Origin of the sequence: Candidatus Villigracilis vicinus (assembly GCF_016702885.1) — a bacterium.
Lineage (GTDB): Bacteria > Chloroflexota > Anaerolineae > Anaerolineales > Villigracilaceae > Villigracilis > Villigracilis vicinus.
Genome location: NZ_JADJDD010000030.1, coordinates 79,852 through 98,785 on the forward strand (window position 1 = coordinate 79,852; position 18,934 = coordinate 98,785).

Below are 18,934 nucleotides of genomic sequence, written 5' to 3' on the forward strand. Positions count from 1 at the left end.
TTTTTTCAGTATAGGCGCAAATATCGTGGCTGTTTTTTTCTTGCTTTTGAGTAAGCAGCTGTTTGAACCAACTTATATAATAACAACATTATTCATCAACATTATTTCTATTTCATTTTGCATCTCTAAAATTTCCTTCCCATTATCAGAAAGCTCAAGCCATTCGACAGAATCCAGCCTGTGGGTTTTATTTCACCAAAGCGCAGCCATTGATAGGCTTGCGGTTTCATCGATATCTTTTTGTAAGGGTTGGTCATGCCTTGGCTCCCAGATCGCGCAATGCCTGACTTTGTGCTTTTAGATTTTCGATGGGCGTTTCATCTGGGATCTCGCAACCGCCCGCGGATATCCAGCGAGAGCCGCCTGCTTTGGCATTGGCGAGCACACCTTGGTAGACATCCTCTGGCGTTCCTTGCAAAAAGACGGTGACAGGGTCCAGATTGCCGCATATGACCAGACCTTCCATCTCTTCTTTTGCGCGTTGCAGGTCATTCATCCAATCCACGTCAATGATTTCTGCACCACTTTGTGCCATTTCTTTGTGGATGTGAGAGGTCTTGCCGCAGATGTGCAGGCGTGGAATCGCTCCCTTGGCTTTGACAGCTTCAAAGATGCGTTGTTGATAGGGGAGGGCGAATTCGCGATACATGCGCGGTGAGATGAGAGAGGCAGCGGCGTCACCCAGCCCGATCATATGCGCACCGGCGTCGATTTGGGCGGAGGCGAAAGCGATCTCCACTTCTGCACATTTTTCAAGCAATTCTTTCAACCAGTCGGGACGCTTATATACATCCTTCATGATCTCGGTCATGCCTCGCAAATCTGCGGCTTCTGCAAAAGCACCTTCGACCCAACCCATCACGGCAACTTCGTCCCCGACTTGTTCCCGCATTGCGCGAACGCCTTCCAAGCGGTCTGTCATGCGTGGACCAAAATTTTGCACCGGGAATTTGACCTTGGCGAGATCTTCCGGCTCACGGATAACCAGGCTTCTGTGCATTGGCATTTGGTCGTATGGAAATTCCACTTCCAGCCCGATATCGCAGGCTTCGCGATAGGGGTCAGAAATGGCTTGCACAACATCCAGCTCGAAATCTCGCAAGGCCGCCATGTTCACTTCACATAACACGCGATAATCAAGATAATATTTGGATAACGGGATGCCGAGGTGATGTACGGCTCGGATCATGAAAATATCGAGGTTGGGTGTGCGATCTACCGGCTCGCCAGCGATAACATTTTTTATGCGTTGCAGAGAATTCATAAAATCACCTTTGTATGTTTAGATATTGTCAGTCAATTATGTTTTATATAAACCCTACTGTATAAATATGATATTCCCGAAATTATATACCCCTGTCATTTGCCGCCTGAAAGAATTCACTCAGTGTTACATTGACGAGTGCCGGGTGCTCATGCATCGGCATGTGCCCCGTGTTCTCCATCAGCCAAAGACGTTCGGGCTTTAACCAGTGTGCGATCATCTCCGCCCAACTTACATCCAAAACTTGATTCTGCCTTCCCCACCCTAAAAGAACAGGCGGAAAGCCTTTCGGCTTTTGGCGGGTCTGGGTAAAAACACCAAAACTGCCCAACCCCATTGCCAGCCAGTACAATGACGCACGCAAAGCAGGCTCGCGGCGTTGTTGCACCGAGAACTCCAACAGAGCCGGGGGTAATTCTGGTAACGCCCCTGCATATAACAAGGGCGCATTCAAAGGATACAAAACCGGATGACTGGCTGTATCCACCATCAATTGATGAAACCTTTTGCCCAAAGCCGTAACAGGACGCAGACCCGCCCAGAACTGTAATCGTGGAGAAAGCATGGGCAACCCGCCACAGACATTGAACAGCGCCAAGGCTGCCACACGCTCTGGCTCACGCAGCGCAAACTCCAGCGCGATCGACGAGCCGATGCAATTCCCGATCAAGATCGGTTTGGAAATATCCAACCTGTCCAGTTGGTCCTTTAACCCCTGCACATAAAGATCCAAGGTTAGCGGTAAACCCAGCCGGGCAGACCGCCCAAAGCCAGGCAGGTCAGGAGCGATCACACGGTAATTGGGTAAAAAATACTCGAGTTGATACGCCCAGTTCAGGAAAGTTCCACCGCCATTATGCAAAAAAACGAGTGGACGTCCAGCCCCTGCATCAAATACATGCCAGAATGGATCATTTGCCATCAATAAAAAAACTCCAAGTCAAACAGATCATCCCCCGTATCTCTAAGAGATCAACCTTCCCCATTCCACTCGATATCATAGGTGGATGCCGCCAGTGCAGAGATACCCTCCCGCCGCCCCAAACGCAAATAAGAGAAAATACTGCGCATCTGCATCAAGAAAGGCAGCGGGTCATGGAAATCCAACAAGACATCATCGCTATGCAAAAAAGTTTTCAGCCACGCGCCAAAATTCCCATGTTTTAATGAAGCAGGCATGCCATACACCAACATCGCCATTCCCAGCATGCGTGATACAGACGCATCAGGTGTAATGCAGGGCGATTCTGTTTGAAAGAAAGATTCTACGAACCGCGGATTCCCGGTCAGCAAATGCAAGCCACTCGTGGCACGCGGGTTACATTCCAACGCCACCACATCACCTTCAGGGGTCTGAATAAAATCGAACGCCATCTGTCCGGTTACACCGAAGTGTTTGACGAACGTCTGCACCCAGTCATAGATCGCTGCATGCTCCACCGGTTGAAATGCGATCGTAGCGCCTTGCCCTGCCGTGTAAATCGTTGGGTATACAGCATGAGCCGTAACACGTCCGTTCTGGCAAACTGAATAACTGCAAAACTGATGCCCGGCAATATATTCCTGCGCGATCCACGGCTGCTGTGGATAAAGCGCCAGTGTAGATAAAGCTTCTTTGAGTGTAGGCAGGATCAAAGTCCGCGAGGCGAAGCGCGAATAGACCGGCTTCAACACCAGCCCGCGCCAATGAGTGTACGCAAACAACAAGTCATCTTCACGCATCACCAACATAGACTCAGGCGTACGCAGATCACATTCCCCCGCTGCGATCACAAACTTCCATTTGTTGTGATACACATCCAATCTATGTAGCGGTTCTGTGAACACAGGACATGGCAGATCCCCCAACCCTTTTGCGACATGAAAAACTTCCTCACAGGTCGGGATCAACAACTCGATCTGATTCTCCACAATGATTTTTTTCAACGCCGCCAAAAACGCCTCAGTCGCCTGACGCGGAGCTGGCACCACAAAATTAGCCTTGATCGTATTTGACGGCTGACTCACATGCCCGCGCAGCGACTCCGCCATAAAGACGGTGTGCCCTGCGCGATGAAACGCACGAGCCAGATCGAGAGTAACGGGCGCGCGCCCGCCGGTGAGGAGAATGTTCATAACATTATGTAGAGGCTGGGTTACCCCGCCCCTACGGTGAATCAAAACGTCAATACCATGCCGCCAATGGACAAGCCCGCGCCGGTGCCCACCAACAGCACCTTATTGCCGCGCTCAATACGTCCATCGCGTACACCTTGATACAGGGTAACCGGGATCGAAGCCGCAACACAGTTGCCAAGCGTTTCGATCGTTCGGACAATCTTCTCTTCCTTCCAACCAAAACGCTCCAACATCATTAAACCGACTTTGCTCGCCTGATGCGGCACGACCACATCTACGTCCACCATGCTCTTGGATAGACCGGGGTACAACTCTTCAAGAAATTCATGTGCAATCCCGCGCACCATGCGCAACACAGCCGGTCCATCCATATGAAAGAGATCATCCTCCGGGTTGTGCCCCGCAAAACGCGGATGTAACCGCGAGCCGCCGCCCATAATGGTGGTGAGATACGCGCCATCACCAAACGACTTGAAATGCGAATGATGGATTCTTGATGCATCGCCTTCATTTGCGCGTGTAACGACCACCGCCGCTGCCGCATCCCCCACCAACGAAGCAGACTCGGGTTCTTTGGGATTAATGCCGCACGAAGCCACATCTGCGCTGCAAATGAGGATGTTCTTGTAACGTCCGCTGCTGATGAAGTTTGAAGCCACATCCATTGCCGCCACAAAGCTCAAACAAGTGGTATGAACTGTCATCGCCGGAATGCCAGAAGCGCCCAACCCCAACTGACGTTGAATGAGCACCCCCGTATCCGGAATCGCCTGCTCACCCGTTCCTGATGCGTTGATGATCAAGTCAAGTTGATTTGGCTTGAGCTTCGCCTCTTCCAATGCCTCACGCCCCGCCTCCGCCGACATGAACGATGAAGTTTCATCCGTCACCCAGCGGCGCTCACGCACCCCATTACGCCGCTCCACCCAACCCGCAGGCACGCCGCACATGACTTCCAGTTCAGAACTGGGTACAACTCGTTTTGGTAAATATCGTCCAAGACCTATAATTTTGAGGGGGATGTTGACTTGCATAAAAGAGGCTCCTATTAAAATTGACGATAGACCATGGACAATAGACGGCGGACAAACTTTCCATCGTCCATAGTCTATTGTCCGCCGTCCAACGTCTAAAAATCCATCTTCTTAAAATACGGTATGGCTGCATCGGAAACTCTACCGATCAACTTCCACGGCAGTTGTCTTCTTCGTGGCAGATGCTTCGTAAACACAGCATTGTACTCCGTCACCGACTCGCCGCCGCGCACTTTCTTGAACTTCCCAACTCCGCCGCTGGCATGAACAAGCAACCCGCGCTTCACGCCTTCCTGCAAAGTGACCAACGTCAATAAACGATATAAACCCTCTTCCATTGGAAGCGATGTGTCGTAACCGAAAAGGGGCTGGGTCATAGCGCCATTGCGGACAAAGAAACCCATAATAGCGTTCAACTTGCCATTCTTCTTAAGTCCGTACATGTGCAGAATATCCTGTTCGCGGGCGAGCTTTAGCAAGTCAAATGTAAATTGCGGGTTGTAGTACGAATACTTTTGCAGGTACAACAGGTTATACAACTCCACTGCACGGTGAAGTTCTTCGTCTGATAAATCCCTGCCACTGACCACGTCATAACCTGCTTTTTTCAGTACGCGCACATCTTCTTTGCATTGCCGCGTCTTCAACGCCGCAACCGGGTCCATGTACCAGACCTGACGGCTCAAGACTAGATCATACCCAAGCCCTTCAAGCGTTTCGTAAATATGTGGATTCTTTTTCTGGTCTACCGAACGGAAAACGATTGCCCGATCTGGGTACCAGCGGATGAGCGCCTCACTCAACGCCGATAACTGGTCGCTGTTTACTGACGGATACAGATTCGTCGATAGCAGGTAATTGTTGACGAAAACAACCTTATCCAGCTCGGCAAAACGGAAATACCACGAGACCGGCGTCATTACAAACTTCACTGCAATTTCAGCAAATTTATTATTGAGATGCTTCACTTCTTCAAATGCGCCATACGAAACATAATGACTGTATGGCGAAACCGTATATGTATTCTGCGGATGAAAATCTGAGGCTGTGATGGGAATGATCGTCTCGCCAACTTTGACCGCCATCAACTGCGTGTTATATACGTTGCGAATATATTTCTGCGGATCGTCGCCCATCAGCGGGAGGAGATAACGGCGCGCGTACTCCCCATCCTCCGTAGATGGGAAAGGCAGGGAGTGGATGTTCTCGCGGGTAAAGAGTTCTGCTATGGGCATTTCAAATCAATACTCATCTGGATCAATATGCCGCTTGGTACTGTGAGTTCTTCGTAACTTTGTAACCAGATCCGAACTTTATTTTCCTCATATTGGTAGGCGCGTGCTGTCCAGAACCAGGATTCATCTAACAAATCAGGTTTCTGACACTTCCATTCCGCGACGGGAATATCAATCCCTAAACCAAATACTGGGTTAAATGGCTCAAGCCCTGAAAATGAAAAATTACCTTCTGCATCAGTCACAGTAGAAGCGTATGGGTCTGCGTTCTCAAGGACAACCAAGTCAATGGGAGCATTCGCCAGCGGCTCTCCCCACGAAAGCTTCCCTTCAATAAACACTTTGGACTCATCAAGCGGAATGGATGTTTGAGTGGCTTCGGGCAAAGGCGTAGGCGTTGCAGGTTGAAGCCCAAGGTTACATCCAAGTATTAAAAGACTTACAACGCCAATAACAACTATTTTATTTTTTGTATTCATTTATGACCTGATGCACTGACTTGAGAGATCGTCTCATCACAATGCGACGGGACAACAATCGTATCGGGATGGGTTAGCGTATAGGTTTGCAATTTTCCCAGCGTTTCACGATACGCAATCAGATCGGGGAAAAGCAAGTTAGCAATTTTATGCGGCGGACGGTTCTCAACGATGGAGCGCTTGAGCCAGGCGGCATCTGCCACGAAAAAGAAAACCTTGTCATCATCATTCCGCGCGAAGATGCCCATTTGTCCATGCGCATGACCGGGAAGTTCCACACCAATGATAGAGCCGTCACCGAGCAAGTCATAACCGGTCTTGAAGGGCGCATATTCTTCAGAAAGCAGAATCGATCTGCTCAAATCCACTTCTTGCGAACGGGCATCAATGTCTGAGGGGATCTGTCCACGCAGGAAAGCGTGTTTCATATCTTCCTCTGGGGAAAGATGGCGTAAATGTGAATAGGCATGCGGAAGATACACATAACGCGACTTTGGCAAGTCACAAAGCGAACCAACATGGTCAGCATGAAAATGGGAGATGAAAACATGCGAGATATCTTCAGGACGAAGGTTAAAGGTCGCGAGTTGGTTAACAACCAGGTCTTCTTCTTTCAAATGGACAGGGGTCATCCAACGATAGAAGCGCTTGGGGAATTTTTTCGTCTCATCGAAGAAGCGATAGGAATAGCCGGTGTCGAAAAGCATTGCGCCATATTTGGGATGGCGAAAAAGCGCGAACATGGCGGGAAAATGGATCGCGCGCCAACGTCCGCCTTGAATGGCGAGATGCTCGGGAGAAGTACAGTAGCCTGCATGAAGAATATCGATTTTCATAAGAGCCTTTTAACCACAAAGTACACAAAGGTCTCAAAGGAAAAACCTTGGTGTACTTTGTGACCTTTGTGGTTAATTCTTTTCCTTCCACCATTTCAAAAACCGCTGCACGCCTTCTTCCACCGAAACCTTGGGCTGGTAGCCAAGTTCCGCCTTTGCGGCGGAGATATCAAGCGTGGTGTTATTCGCCATCATGCTGACGGATACTCGAGTCAGCGGCGGTTCAGGGCTGTAGGGAATGAGGGAATACAAAAATTCAAGGGTACTGGCGGCAGTGTTGGCGGTTTTATAAGATATCCTTCGCGACGGATGTGGGTAACCCAATTCATCACAGATACGTTCGATCAGTTTCCATAGTTTGACAGGTTCATCATTGGTGATGTTGTATGTTTTGCCGAGCGTATTTATGGGAGATTCTGCGCACAACAGCAGGGCGTCCACTACGTTTTGGATGTAGGTCAGGTCGACCACGTTTTCGCCGTCCCCAAGGATGGGCAGCCTACCGCTCTGCAATCGCGGGATCAATCTGGGGAAGATGACCGTATCCCCTTCGCCGAACAACGCCCGCGGACGAATGGAGACCACGGCGAGCCCGTTCGCAAAGCCTTTGTCCACTTCTTCTTCGGCTAAACGTTTGGTATGGGCATAATGACTGATGGGTTCGGGTAATGGGTCGTTTTCTTTTACACCCATGCGCGAAGAGTAATCGAAATATAGGCTGGGGGTGGAAACATACACCAAGCGCTTAACCTTTTTTTCCATACACGCCTGCACGACGTTGCGTGTGCCGATCACATTGGCTTGGTAGAACTTCTCAAACCCGCCCCAAGGCGAAGGTAAAGCTGCGCAGTGAAAGACCAACTCAACGTCAGAGAATGAAGCGGTTACTTCATCTTTTTTGGAAATGTCTGCTCGAACCGTCTGGATGCCGTCATCTTCCAGTTGATTTAATTTTTCAGGGTTGCGTCCGAGTGCAGTGACCTGCCAGCCCATGCTATGTAATCTGCGGGTGAGGGCTCCGCCTAGGAATCCGGTTGCGCCGGTGACAAGAGTTTTCATTGACTGATTGTAAAACAAAAATCCCCCGCCATTGCTGACGGGGGATAAAAGGTCATGGTTCTTTAGGCAGCGGCTGTTTCTTCAACAGGTTTCTTCAGAACATAAAGCATACCAGCGGTGACAGCGGTGCCGACGAGCAGGGCAACGATGTACATGCCGAGGTTATCCACTGCGTTGGGGATGGGCAGAACGAAGATGCCGCCATGAGGAACATGGAGCTGGCATCCGAACGCCATGGAAAGCGCACCGGCAACTGCTGAACCGACCATGATGGAAGGAATAACGCGGAACGGATCGCGGGCGGCGTAAGGAATTGCGCCTTCTGTGATGAAGGAAATTCCAAGGATGGCAGTGGAAGATGCAGACTCACGCTCATCTTCGGTGAAGCGGTTCTTGAAGAGATAGGCAGCGAGAGCCAAGCCGAGCGGAGGGGTCATACCAGCCGCCATCACAGCCGCCATGGGGGCAGTCACTTCACTGCTGAGCAAACCAACCGAGAAGGTGTAAGCCGCTTTGTTGACGGGACCACCCATATCGAACGCCATCATCAAGCCGAGGATCAAGCCTAGCACAGCAGCACTGCCAGCTTGCATACCGGTCAGGAAACTGGTGAGGGCGTTGAGCGCGGCACTAACCGGCACACCAACGACATAGAACATGATCAAACCAACGACGAGTGAGCTGATGAGGGGCAGGATGAGCACTGGCTTGAGACCGGCAAGGTTGCGCGGCAGTTTGATCGCGCCGTTGAGCCACTGGGTGAAGTAACCAGCGAGAAAACCGGCGATGATACCGCCGAGGAAGCCGGAACCAGTAACGCCCGCAAGGATACCGCCGATCATACCGGGGGCAAGGCCAGGGCGGTCAGCGATCGAGTAAGCAATGTAGCCAGCGAGGATCGGCACCATAAGTCCGAAACCACCCTTGGCACCAATGGCAAAGATGTTCGCCCAGAAGGTCGTCCAACCGGTGGCTTCCATGGTGGAGCCATCGAGGGCGAGGGTGGCATCATAGGCATAGATACCACGGGCAGCGAAACCGATGGCGATCAAAAGACCGCCCGCTACGACGAACGGGATCATGTACGACACGCCCGTCATGAGGTGCTTATAGGCACCAGATAAATTGCTCTTGCTTGTTGACATTTGCTCTCTCCTTGGAATTATGAATTAATGGCGGCGGTGATCACACCAGCACCATCTTTGATAGCCGCATTGCTGGCGGTCTCATAGACCTTCTTGCCAGTAAAGCGACTTAAATCCACTTTGACATCAGCGGCGATGACGACCAATTCCGCTTCGGCAATCTCTTGCTCGGTTAGGCGGTTCTCCACGCCGATCGAGCCCTGGGTTTCCACCTTGATGATGTGACCCAGTTTTTTGGCGCCTTTTTCAAGACCTTCGGCAGCCATGTAGGTATGGGCGATCCCTGTGGGGCATGAGGTAATTGCAACGATCTTCATTCATTCTCCTTTCGTATTTCTTTCCAACAATCAGTTTTTCAACTGTTCGAACACAACAGGGATGATCTCCACCTGCTTTTGAAAGTCGTTGATGACCTTCATCTCGGGCAGGTCACGACCAAGGCGAGTTATCATGCTGAGCGAAAAAGCTGTGGCAAGGCGGGCACATTCTCGCAGTGACATGTCCTTGCTCAAGCCAGCCACCAGTCCCGCCACCATTGCATCGCCCGCACCGACGGTGGATTTCACGGTCACTTCAGGCGGCTTGGCTACAAATGCTTGATCTTTCTCAACGAATAATGCGCCATCTTTGCCCATCGAAATTACAACCACGGTCGTATCTTCATTGATGAGCGAAATAGCCGATGAGTACACACTTTGAATTCCATCCAATGATCGATTCACCAAAGCACTCAACTCGTGGATGTTCGGTTTAATGATGTTCGGTTTGACCTTGACCGCCTCAACCAACGCATCACCGCTCGTATCCAAAACGACTCGACGGTTTTTGGATTTCAACAACTGGATAATGTCTGCATAAAAATCGGAGGGCAGACCCGATTGGATGTTGCCCGAAAGCACGAAACACTCACACGCTTCAGACATTGTCTCGACCTGTTCCATCAACTTGGAGATGGCATACTCGCCTGGAGCTTGCCCGGGCATATTCAAGTCAGTGGTGACTTGGTTGACCTCGTCCATGATCTTGATGTTGATGCGGGTCTCGCCTGGCACACGCACGAAGCGGTCTTCGATTCCCTTGCGCTCGAAGTGACGTTCGAACACGTCCGCGTTCTCTTCGCCGAGAAAACCCGTCACCGCCACGGGGATGCCGTAGTCGGCTAGGAACGAAGCGACGTTCACACCTTTGCCGCCTGCGTCGTAGCGATAGCCCTGACTGCGGTTCACGGTTCCCAGTTTGAAGTGATCTACTGAGATGGTTTCATCCACAGCAGGGTTGACGGTGATGGTGGCAACTTTCATAAAGCTCGCACCTCGGCAGCGGTTCGGCAATTCAACGCGGACTGCGCCAATGCCTGCAAGTCTTTCAAAGATGCCTTGCGTAAATGCGATTTGATGGTCGGGATGGTCGGCACGGTGATGCTCAATTCTTTCACGCCCAAGCCCACCAGAATGGATGCACCCTTGATGTCGCTGGCGGCGCCGCCACAGACCGCCACCCACTTGCCTTCTTTGGTCGCGGCGCGCACGGTCATCTCCACCATGCGCAGGACGGCGGGGTTCAATGCGTCGGCTTGCTTTGCCAACTGCGGGTGGACGCGATCCATCGCGAGGGTGTATTGGGTCAGGTCATTTGTGCCGATGGAGAAGAAGTCCACCAGTTTGGCGAATTGATCGGCGAGGATGGCAGCGGAGGGAACTTCCACCATGATGCCGAGTTCGATCTTCGGCGCGCCCACTTCAACGCGGACTTTTTCGGTGATCTCAATGACCTGCTCCACATCTTCAAGCGTGGTAATCATCGGGAACATGATACGGATGTTGGTCTCTTTGGCGGCGCGATAAATGGCGCGGAGCTGCGGCAGGAACAGGTCAGGGCGGGCAAAGCACAGACGAATGCCGCGAATGCCGAGGAAGGAGTTATCTTCTTTGGGCAGGTTGAGGTGTAGCACCTGCTTATCGCCGCCGATATCGAGTGTGCGAATGGTGAGCGGACGCCCACCGAGCGCCTTGCCCATTTCTACATACACTTCGTATTGTTCATCTTCAGTGGGAGTTTTGCCGCTTTCCAAAAAGAGGAATTCGGTACGCATTAAGCCCACGCCTTCCGCGCCGTATTCCACCGCTTTCACGGCATCTGCCACGCGGTTGACGTTGGCAAAGATTTCAATGACATGCTCATCCTGCGTTTTGGCAGGCAGAAGTCTTTCGGCATAGTCGGCGCTGAGTTGACGTTTAATTTCTTCGTGCAACTGCTCGGCGCTTTCAATGTCTTCGGGCTGCGGGTTGAGATACAACTTGCCGTTGAAGCCGTCGAGAATGCAGTTCGTGCCGTTCGAAATTTCCAAGACCGAGTCACCAGCCGCAACAATGGCAGGGATGCCCATCGCGCGCGCAATGATGGCGGTGTGCGAGGTCGGTCCGCCTTTGGCGGTGACAAAGCCCAAGATCAGATCGGGGTCGAGGTTGGCAGTGTCAGAGGGGGTGAGGTCATCGGCAACCAAAACAGAAGGATTGCGCGACGCCGCAGGGGATTCGTCGGCAATGCCGAGCATGTGACGCAGCACACGCTGACAGACATCGCTCAGATCCACGGCGCGACCCGCGAGGATGGGGTCATCCAGATTCTTCAACTGGTCAATGCGCGAATGAACGGTCTGCTGCCAAGCCCAGGCGGGGTTGTGTTTCTTTGAAATCAGATCTTCGGTTTCTTTCAAAAGGTCATCATCGTTCAAGAATTCGGCATGCACCAAAAAGATGGAAGCCTGATTCGAGCCGAGGCGCACCTTCACTTCGTCATACAGTTTGTTCAATTCTTTTTGCGCCGAATCAATGGCGCTCTTGAATTGTTTCTTGCCAAAGGAAGGACTGGTAACCGAGTCTTCGACCACAATGGCTTTGTGTGCGTGTTGAAAAACAACTCCCACCACAATGCCGTCTGAGGCGGGCACGCCGTCGGCGTAGGAAACGGTTGAAGTTGGCGACCAGTTCACTCGGTCAAGTTGAGGCGCGTGGGTTTCTTCCTCTTCGCCCAGCCCGCTTTCGATTCCTGCCTTCAACGTTGCCAGCGCTTCATCTGCATCCACGCCTTCAGCGGAGACGCGCACGACGGTGCCTTTGCCTGCGCCGAGTTTCAACAGATTGACCAGACTCTTCGCATCCACGACGAGGTCACCGCTTCGCACCCGTACCTGGGCTTGATACTGCTTCGCGAGATTCACCAACTCTGTGGCAGGGCGCGCATGCAGACCCGTCGGGTTGATGATGACAGTTTCAAAAAAATTTGCAAAATCGGTTGTGTTGGAGGTGGGGGCTGGAGCGGGTCGTTCACCCGTGAGGGCTTCGATGATGTCGTTCTTATCAGTGGTGATAGCGAGTTTGGCGGCGAGTTCTTCGTCGGAGACGACATGTGTGAGTTTGCGCAAAATGCCGAGGTGTTCGCCAGAGGCGGCGCCAATGCCCACTACAAGGTGGACGGTTTCGCCTTCGTTCCATGTAACGCCTTCGGGGACTTGTAGAACGGCGATGCCTGTCTTGAGGACGAGTTCGCGGTTCTCGGGCATGCCATGTGGAATGGCGATGCCATTGGCGAGAAAGGTATTGGCAACCCTCTCGCGGTCGAACATGCTATCCACATATCCTGGAGCGATGTTTCCATTTTGAATCAACAAGTTTGCGACCTGTTGGATCGCTTCCTGCTTCGTTTTTGGCGAAGCGCCCAGTTCAACTTGTGTGGGGTTGAGTTCGAGCATGGAACCTCGGGGGATTTATTTGGTAGGGCGCCCTTCAAACCCTGCTATTGCCTGAAGGGAAGCCCTACGCCAAGGAGAAAACTAGTACCAAGGAACTACTGCGTGCAGTAGTGTAAACGATTACATTATTCATGTCAAGACTTTTGCAAGGTCAGTCTATAAAATTGACCGAATAATTGCAAATACAGGCTATTTTTCGTCGTTTTCGGAAGATTATGTTACACTACTGACCATTACAACACCGATATTGAGTAATCGTTTTCATTTTCGTTACACCAAAATGGTATAATCCGCCTATGACCAGCATTAAAGACGTCGCCAAAGCCGCGGGGGTATCCACTGCCACCGTATCGCGTGTATTAGCCAAGAACGCCCCCATCAAACCTGAAACCAGAGACCGCGTGCTCAAAGCCGTAGCGGACTTGAACTACCGCCCGAATTTGATCGCACGAAGTTTACGCGTGCAAAAAAGCGCCAAGATCGGCTTGGTCGTTTCTGACATTCGCAACCCGTTCTTCACTGCCATCGGTCGCGCCGTGGAAGATGCCGCCTACGAGCAGGGCTACTCGGTGCTGATGTGCAACACAGATGAAGACCCTGATAAAGAAGAACTGTACTTGAATCTTTTATACGATGAAAATGTGGCAGGTGTGATCTTTTCCCCCACCCATCAATTCGATATCCATTCGCAAACCTACAACCAGAAGATGCCTTTCGTGATCATCGACCGTGCGATCGAGTCAAATGACGTGGACATGGTCTTGCTGGATAACGTCGCTGCGGCATACGAACTGACCGAACACCTCATCAGCAATGGCTACAAAAATCTGGCAGGCTTGTTCGGTGACGCCAGTACCACGGGTCAGGAACGCAGCCGCGGATTTCACAAGGCACTCAAAGATCATCATTTGAATCCTGCCGCGGCGCATTTCATTTCTCCGCGCATTCAGCAGGGCTACGAAACTGCGATGAATTTGCTCAGCCAACCCAATCGCCCCGACGCGATCTTCACCAGTAACAGCATGCTCACAGCAGGCGCATACAAAGCCGCACGCGACAGCAAATTAAATGTCCCTCGAGATGTGGCAGTGGTCGGGTTCGATGACACCACCTGGGGCGCATTGGTCGACCCGCCTATCACGGTCATTGAGCAGCCCACCGAGGAGATCGGTCGCACTGCGACGGAACTGCTCTTCCAGCGCATTCAAGAACCAAGCCGCTCACCCAAAACAGTGATACTGAAAGGTTCACTGATCGCAAGAGGGTCGAGCATGAAGAGCAAGTGATCAGTAAGCAGTTGCCAGTTCAGTTAATTTCTCACGGATGATCTTGGAATTGTGACGGACATCGGTGGGAAATTTTTTTAAGAAAAGAAAGATTCGAATCCGCGAGGCTTGGGGGTGAGCGGCGGCAAGGGTTTTGAGGTCGGCGATGATCTTCTCTTTGTCTGTTTTCACTCCCTTTTCCAATTCAACCCACAACACAGGTTCCCTATCCACGCCCACGAGTGCGGTTCTATAAACCTGTGGATGCGCGTTGAAAATATTCTCGATCTGTTCGGTGAACAGCACATCGTCCTTTGTCTGCACACGGTGAGACTTCCGCCCGCAATACCACAGCCTGCCATCCTCATCGAAATAGCCCACATCGCCCATGCGGTGGATGATGTCTACTTTCTCGTCATTGCGAGGGTGATAGCCCGAAGCAATCTCGGAGATCGCTTCGTCGGGAAGAGCACCCTCCTCGCGATGACGGAAAATTTTCGATATTCGATTCGACGTTGGACGATTCAAATACTCACGCGTCGTGGCCCCGCTCTGAACTGTTATTTCCCCAACAACATTTGGTTTCACCGTAAGCGAATCCCGCCATTCTTCGATCGGCTCATCGGTGATGGGAATAATGTGTACAGTCACACCTTCGATCGGCTTTCCGAGGAAGATGCCTGCTCCGTTCTTTGTCTTCTCTTCCAAGGCAAACACTTCGCGGCTCTCGACCTTGGCAATCGGCAGAGTCTCTGTCGCGCCATAGATTCCGTACAGGGAAGTGTGATCCGCGAGCAGGTGGCGGAAACGCTTCTGCAGGTCAATGGTTGCTGGTGCGCCCGCGGTGATGATGCGTTTGAGGGAAGAAAGAACAATAGGATGGGATGAGGAATTGTTGTTTTCAGCAAAAGAAGAAAGAAGGTCGAGCACTACGGGCGAGGCGAACATGTTGGTGACATTGAATTTTTGGATCGCGCCGATCACTTTGGCGGCATCGGTTTTGCCTGGGACGGGGAAGCTGATATCCGGGATGACAGAGGTGACGCCGAGCAGGAGATCGATCAACGCGTAGAGGGGGAAGGCGGGCAGGTCAACTTCGTCTGGTGCGATGTTGAAGGTATTTTTCAGCAATTCGAGTTGAGCGGCAAGATTCTCCTGGGTGTAGATCGCGCCTTTGGGCAGACCGGTCGAGCCAGAGGTGTAGATGATGGCGGCGGGGGTAGTGAGTGGTAAGTGGTAATTGGGAATTGGAGATTGGAGATTGGGCTTCCACACTTTGGCATTACTCAGTGCAGGCTTTCCACTTTCCATTCCTGCAATGCTCAAGTTGTATTTCACCGATTCCTTTCCCCAGCCAAAAATCAGTCGCAGAGTATGTGTGAGTGTGTTCCCCACGAAAATATCAGGCTTGGATTCTGCGTAGATCTCGCGGATCTTTTTGATTCCCAGTGCAGGCTCCACGAGGATGGGAACAATGCCGAGTTTAAGCAAAGCGAGGGCAAAGGGGAAGAAGTCCGCGCTGGGGGGAGTTAATAAGGCGGCGGTCATGCCTGGGGTGTAGCACTCAGCTTCAAGTCCACGAAGGAAGCGTTGGGTTTTGTCCAGTACGTCTTTGTAAGTAAGCGTTTTCCAGAGTCCCTTATCAAAATAAATATAGGCAGGCTTGTCGGGGTGATTGTGGGTATTTTGTTCAAATCGATCAAAGAGATTCATGGTCAAAATTGTATCCCTTTTGTCTGGATGTTTGTCAGGCTTTCGCAGTTATGTTTAGTACTGTGATTGTGTCTGAACAAGTTCAATAATAAAAGTGGGGGAATTCCTTTTCACTGCGAATGGATGGCGAAGGTCTTACCGAGCAGTAACTGGTTGGATGAGTTTCACATGGAGGTGTGTGGCAAATGAGCACGGTCACGAATTACCGCCAAAAACTTTCTCTTTCAATGAAGTCAATATAAATGAGACGAAAAATCGTTCCAACTTGAAAAGGAGCATAAGATGAATACAACCAAACCGTTCGAAAGTGCTGATCCAATTGAAGATCCCAGCGCGTTGATGGAGAATGCTTTGATCGCAGAATTCCTCAAACAAAAGGGCTACACCCATGAGGATCTCAAGAAACTTCCAAACGAACTTGTTGAAAAGCTAATGAAAGAAGCCTCGCAATATGCCTCCCTCAAAATGGAGGAAGTGCAAGCGCGCGCTCATCTGGTGAAAGAACTACATGACGATGCGACGGCGCTGGAGAAGTAAAAGGCAAAATGTAAAATAATGAGCTATTAATGCCCAAAGCATATCGCAATATTTTATTTTACATTTTAAAAAGAAGCGGAGCGTCACCATGAAAACGATCATTATCGGACTCGGTAATCCGATCCTGGGAGACGATGGGGTTGGGTGGAAGGTGATCGAAGAGATCAGCCAGCATTTACCAAGAGAAACATCCATTGGCATCGAATGCCTGTCGGTGGGCGGGCTGGCATTGATGGAACATCTTATCGGATATGACCGTGCCATCATCGTCGATTCGTTCATCGTAGACAAGGAAGACGTCGGTTCGATCCTGATCCGCAAGCTAAATGATCTGCCAAATTATTCTGCATTCCATATCACAAGCGCTTACGACACGTCGCTGCAAAACGCGATCCAACTCGGCAGAGAAATGGGCGCATACTTGCCGGTGGAAGTTGTCGTCATCGGGGTTGCGATTCAACACATCACAGAGTTTGGAGAGGAGCTTTCGCCCTCTGTGGCAGAAACCGTACTGCCTACCGCGCATATCGCGCTGAACTTAATAAAAGAAAAGATAAATATCTAAAGCAAAAGAGGCGCTCTTTCGAACGCCTCTTTTGCTATTGGAACATATCAGTGCTTTATTTTGTCAATTCCATATATTGCGGGTTACGACGGAGATACGCCGAGACGTACGAAAACATGGAAATACCAACGCATATAAAAGTTAATATTATTTCATACACATTCAAGACCTGCAGGTTGACTATTATCCGGAATTTATAACGTTTTCATGAATTCAAAAAGATATTCCTTGTTTCTTAAACCAATTAGTTTTTCACGGTCTTTTACAAGATCATCATAGGTCATTGCATTGATAGATTCTTCTGAAATATTCAGCAAATCACCTGCATCACCTTTGGTAACAATCCCTAATCCATAATCTGTATCTAAAACAAACGCCCGAAGATCCGATCTAGTACTACGAAGATAACAAATTGTTTTCCAAACATCCCCACACCATTCGCCAGTCCAGCCAGGAAGACCAGCTAAGGCAGCTTCGGCGGGAGAATTAGAAGGATGGGCTGCTGCTTTATGCGGTGGGTTACAGTCATGCATAACGATCACGCCGTTATCTTTTAAGAGTTTCAAGGAATTAATAACATCCTTCAATGTCTGTTGGTACGTATGAAGCCCATCAATAAATACAACATCCATTTTTTTATTCCCAGCTGTTTCAAAATATTGATCGCTGGTAACTTCAAAATATTTGGCTGTAAGATTAGAGGGATTTTTATAAACCCATCGAAGCCTGTTCTTGAAAGAAAAGGCAAAATGAGGGTCTACAGCTGTCTTGCTATCAGCCTTGATTGGAAAGAAATTCTCCCCATCTTTTACACCAATTTCAAGATAGGCTGGTTTTTTTCTTGAATTCAAAAAAGCCTGGATAACATCTGTTCTGAGCATACAACAAATTTCTCCTAATCATTTAAATTAATTTAAATTTACAACTCGAATCAAAAACGGATCTTCACGCCGACTTGTTTCGATTACAGCCGCCACATACAAACGATTCAAAACTATTGATATCAAGATAAACACATATTGCAACCATCAAAAATATTTCAGAGGAGGTTGACCATTTTATTTATTGTGGTCGACTGAAAATCTGCAATAAATCCACAAAATACGCTTGAGCATTTGATAGCACTAAATCCAGATTCTTGACTAACCATAAATTTAAACAATCAATTCGTATTTTCTGCGTAGAGCTACAAGATAACTTTAATTACTCAGTATCGACACACCACGAAAAAATATATATAAACCGGCATAAAAATTAGTTTATTTTTCTCAACCATCCACGTTGATGAAACGAAATCTTATTTCGTCTCCACAAATTGTCGTCCTGAAGAAACACGGTGTTCCCTTTCATAAAATCTTTCACAGCCTCATATGGATCAGGCCCAAAAAAAGGTTTTACAGGGTGCCCATTTACATTTGTATCTTCCACGATCATATAAGAATCAGAAGCAACAAAGTTTTTATAAATATGCATCTCCTTTAAAACATGCTGTTTACTATGGTCTGAGTCCAGGATAACCATCCCTCCCCCGGAGGGAAGTATTTTTCTTATTTCTGCAACCAAATTATCATCTGTTGAGTCGCCCTCAAAAAGACGAACTCGAGGATTGTCAATTTTCTTAGAATTATCAGATAACTGAATATCGACACCAACCACTAAAACATCTGATGGCATTTTCATAAGATCAAGAATTGAAGCGAAGTACATAATTGACCCGCCATCTGCCACGCCGGTTTGAAGAATAAAATTTGGTTTGAGTCGAAAAATCAGCTCCTGATAAAGATGCAAGTCGAAAGGAAGCTGTTTGACTTTATAACCAAGGAAGGTATTAAACTGCCAAGTATACGGTGAGTAATACCATAGAAGATGGAAACCCACATTAAACACAGGCTCTATTATCCATTTGACAAGCCATCTAAAATAGTTCATTTTG

19 protein-coding genes are annotated in these 18,934 nt (G+C 49.6%); 3 read left to right on the forward strand and 16 right to left on the reverse strand.

The window, feature by feature from the left end; genetic code table 11:
• Positions 1–125 precede the first annotated feature (125 nt).
• The 13 genes from IPG80_RS21145 to ptsP all read right to left on the reverse strand — a co-directional run bounded on the left by IPG80_RS21145 (position 126) and on the right by ptsP (position 12,921).
• A complete protein-coding gene (locus tag IPG80_RS21145; protein ID WP_345111518.1) occupies positions 126–257 on the reverse strand; it encodes a hypothetical protein in 132 nt (43 codons plus the stop codon).
• The gene (locus IPG80_RS21150; protein WP_345111521.1) at positions 254–1,264 is read right to left on the reverse strand and encodes a uroporphyrinogen decarboxylase family protein; all 1,011 of its coding nucleotides are present in this window, start codon (positions 1,262–1,264) and stop codon (positions 254–256) included. Before IPG80_RS21150 ends, IPG80_RS21145 begins: the two co-directional genes overlap by 4 nt.
• A gap of 82 nt (positions 1,265–1,346) precedes the next feature.
• Complete coding sequence (locus IPG80_RS21155; protein WP_345111524.1) at positions 1,347–2,186, reverse strand: alpha/beta hydrolase; 840 nt, start codon at positions 2,184–2,186, stop codon at positions 1,347–1,349.
• A gap of 50 nt (positions 2,187–2,236) precedes the next feature.
• On the reverse strand, positions 2,237–3,379 hold the full coding sequence (locus IPG80_RS21160; RefSeq protein WP_345111527.1) for a carbamoylphosphate synthase large subunit: 1,143 nt from the start codon (positions 3,377–3,379) through the stop codon (positions 2,237–2,239).
• Positions 3,380–3,420: 41 nt separating this feature from the next.
• Positions 3,421–4,416, reverse strand: coding sequence for a 3-oxoacyl-[acyl-carrier-protein] synthase III C-terminal domain-containing protein (locus tag IPG80_RS21165; protein ID WP_345111530.1), 996 nt, complete (start codon positions 4,414–4,416; stop codon positions 3,421–3,423).
• Positions 4,417–4,511: 95 nt separating this feature from the next.
• A complete protein-coding gene (locus tag IPG80_RS21170) occupies positions 4,512–5,651 on the reverse strand; it encodes a GNAT family N-acetyltransferase (protein ID WP_345111532.1) in 1,140 nt (379 codons plus the stop codon).
• The gene (locus tag IPG80_RS21175) at positions 5,642–6,130 is read right to left on the reverse strand and encodes a carboxypeptidase-like regulatory domain-containing protein (RefSeq protein WP_345111534.1); all 489 of its coding nucleotides are present in this window, start codon (positions 6,128–6,130) and stop codon (positions 5,642–5,644) included. The genes IPG80_RS21170 and IPG80_RS21175 overlap by 10 nt, the downstream gene beginning before the upstream one ends.
• On the reverse strand, positions 6,127–6,966 hold the full coding sequence (locus tag IPG80_RS21180) for an MBL fold metallo-hydrolase (RefSeq protein WP_345111537.1): 840 nt from the start codon (positions 6,964–6,966) through the stop codon (positions 6,127–6,129). Before IPG80_RS21180 ends, IPG80_RS21175 begins: the two co-directional genes overlap by 4 nt.
• Before the next feature lie 72 nt (positions 6,967–7,038).
• Complete coding sequence (locus IPG80_RS21185; RefSeq protein WP_345111540.1) at positions 7,039–8,025, reverse strand: NAD-dependent epimerase/dehydratase family protein; 987 nt, start codon at positions 8,023–8,025, stop codon at positions 7,039–7,041.
• A gap of 62 nt (positions 8,026–8,087) precedes the next feature.
• Positions 8,088–9,170 (reverse strand): PTS fructose transporter subunit IIC, encoded by a 1,083-nt coding sequence (locus tag IPG80_RS21190; protein ID WP_345111543.1) that lies wholly within the window; start codon positions 9,168–9,170, stop codon positions 8,088–8,090.
• A gap of 17 nt (positions 9,171–9,187) precedes the next feature.
• Positions 9,188–9,487, reverse strand: a complete 300-nt coding sequence (locus IPG80_RS21195; protein ID WP_345111546.1) for a PTS fructose transporter subunit IIB — start codon at positions 9,485–9,487, stop codon at positions 9,188–9,190.
• A gap of 30 nt (positions 9,488–9,517) precedes the next feature.
• Entirely contained in the window at positions 9,518–10,471 is a 954-nt protein-coding gene (pfkB, locus tag IPG80_RS21200; RefSeq protein WP_345111549.1) for a 1-phosphofructokinase, read from the reverse strand.
• Positions 10,468–12,921, reverse strand: coding sequence for a phosphoenolpyruvate--protein phosphotransferase (ptsP, locus tag IPG80_RS21205; RefSeq protein WP_345111551.1), 2,454 nt, complete (start codon positions 12,919–12,921; stop codon positions 10,468–10,470). Before ptsP ends, pfkB begins: the two co-directional genes overlap by 4 nt.
• A 296-nt stretch (positions 12,922–13,217) precedes the next feature.
• Here ptsP and IPG80_RS21210 point away from each other — a divergent pair, with 296 nt between their 5' ends.
• Positions 13,218–14,207 carry a LacI family DNA-binding transcriptional regulator gene (locus tag IPG80_RS21210; protein ID WP_345111554.1) on the forward strand — a complete coding sequence of 330 codons (990 nt, stop codon included), beginning with the start codon at positions 13,218–13,220 and terminating at the stop codon, positions 14,205–14,207.
• Here the strand turns inward: IPG80_RS21210 and IPG80_RS21215 are convergent, their stop codons facing one another.
• On the reverse strand, positions 14,208–15,899 hold the full coding sequence (locus IPG80_RS21215; protein ID WP_345111557.1) for a fatty acid CoA ligase family protein: 1,692 nt from the start codon (positions 15,897–15,899) through the stop codon (positions 14,208–14,210).
• Positions 15,900–16,181: 282 nt separating this feature from the next.
• Between IPG80_RS21215 and IPG80_RS21220 the strand changes: the two genes are divergently transcribed.
• Together IPG80_RS21220 and IPG80_RS21225 are read left to right on the forward strand one after the other, a co-directional pair.
• On the forward strand, positions 16,182–16,436 hold the full coding sequence (locus tag IPG80_RS21220) for a hypothetical protein (RefSeq protein WP_345111560.1): 255 nt from the start codon (positions 16,182–16,184) through the stop codon (positions 16,434–16,436).
• Positions 16,437–16,524: 88 nt separating this feature from the next.
• Positions 16,525–17,001, forward strand: a complete 477-nt coding sequence (locus IPG80_RS21225; RefSeq protein ID WP_345111563.1) for a hydrogenase maturation protease — start codon at positions 16,525–16,527, stop codon at positions 16,999–17,001.
• 194 nt (positions 17,002–17,195) lie between these two features.
• On the opposite strand, the gene IPG80_RS21230 is transcribed toward IPG80_RS21225, so the two are convergent.
• Both IPG80_RS21230 and IPG80_RS21235 read right to left on the reverse strand, forming a co-directional pair.
• Entirely contained in the window at positions 17,196–17,882 is a 687-nt protein-coding gene (locus tag IPG80_RS21230; RefSeq protein ID WP_345111566.1) for a class I SAM-dependent methyltransferase, read from the reverse strand.
• A 373-nt stretch (positions 17,883–18,255) separates the two neighbouring features.
• Complete coding sequence (locus IPG80_RS21235) at positions 18,256–18,930, reverse strand: CmcI family methyltransferase (RefSeq protein WP_345111568.1); 675 nt, start codon at positions 18,928–18,930, stop codon at positions 18,256–18,258.
• Positions 18,931–18,934 lie beyond the last annotated feature (4 nt).

Excerpts from the sequence above, each read along its gene's own strand:
- IPG80_RS21145 (WP_345111518.1), bottom strand. The coding sequence starts at position 257 with ATGACCAACCCTTACAAAAAGATATCGATGAAACCGCAAGCCTATCAA.
- IPG80_RS21150 (WP_345111521.1), bottom strand. The coding sequence starts at position 1,264 with ATGAATTCTCTGCAACGCATAAAAAATGTTATCGCTGGCGAGCCGGTA.
- IPG80_RS21155 (WP_345111524.1), bottom strand. The coding sequence starts at position 2,186 with ATGGCAAATGATCCATTCTGGCATGTATTTGATGCAGGGGCTGGACGT.
- IPG80_RS21160 (WP_345111527.1), bottom strand. The coding sequence starts at position 3,379 with ATGAACATTCTCCTCACCGGCGGGCGCGCGCCCGTTACTCTCGATCTG.
- IPG80_RS21165 (WP_345111530.1), bottom strand. The coding sequence starts at position 4,416 with ATGCAAGTCAACATCCCCCTCAAAATTATAGGTCTTGGACGATATTTA.
- IPG80_RS21170 (WP_345111532.1), bottom strand. The coding sequence starts at position 5,651 with ATGCCCATAGCAGAACTCTTTACCCGCGAGAACATCCACTCCCTGCCT.
- IPG80_RS21175 (WP_345111534.1), bottom strand. The coding sequence starts at position 6,130 with ATGAATACAAAAAATAAAATAGTTGTTATTGGCGTTGTAAGTCTTTTA.
- IPG80_RS21180 (WP_345111537.1), bottom strand. The coding sequence starts at position 6,966 with ATGAAAATCGATATTCTTCATGCAGGCTACTGTACTTCTCCCGAGCAT.
- IPG80_RS21185 (WP_345111540.1), bottom strand. The coding sequence starts at position 8,025 with ATGAAAACTCTTGTCACCGGCGCAACCGGATTCCTAGGCGGAGCCCTC.
- IPG80_RS21190 (WP_345111543.1), bottom strand. The coding sequence starts at position 9,170 with ATGTCAACAAGCAAGAGCAATTTATCTGGTGCCTATAAGCACCTCATG.
- IPG80_RS21195 (WP_345111546.1), bottom strand. The coding sequence starts at position 9,487 with ATGAAGATCGTTGCAATTACCTCATGCCCCACAGGGATCGCCCATACC.
- pfkB (WP_345111549.1), bottom strand. The coding sequence starts at position 10,471 with ATGAAAGTTGCCACCATCACCGTCAACCCTGCTGTGGATGAAACCATC.
- ptsP (WP_345111551.1), bottom strand. The coding sequence starts at position 12,921 with ATGCTCGAACTCAACCCCACACAAGTTGAACTGGGCGCTTCGCCAAAA.
- IPG80_RS21210 (WP_345111554.1), top strand. The coding sequence starts at position 13,218 with ATGACCAGCATTAAAGACGTCGCCAAAGCCGCGGGGGTATCCACTGCC.
- IPG80_RS21215 (WP_345111557.1), bottom strand. The coding sequence starts at position 15,899 with ATGAATCTCTTTGATCGATTTGAACAAAATACCCACAATCACCCCGAC.
- IPG80_RS21220 (WP_345111560.1), top strand. The coding sequence starts at position 16,182 with ATGAATACAACCAAACCGTTCGAAAGTGCTGATCCAATTGAAGATCCC.
- IPG80_RS21225 (WP_345111563.1), top strand. The coding sequence starts at position 16,525 with ATGAAAACGATCATTATCGGACTCGGTAATCCGATCCTGGGAGACGAT.
- IPG80_RS21230 (WP_345111566.1), bottom strand. The coding sequence starts at position 17,882 with ATGCTCAGAACAGATGTTATCCAGGCTTTTTTGAATTCAAGAAAAAAA.
- IPG80_RS21235 (WP_345111568.1), bottom strand. The coding sequence starts at position 18,930 with ATGAACTATTTTAGATGGCTTGTCAAATGGATAATAGAGCCTGTGTTT.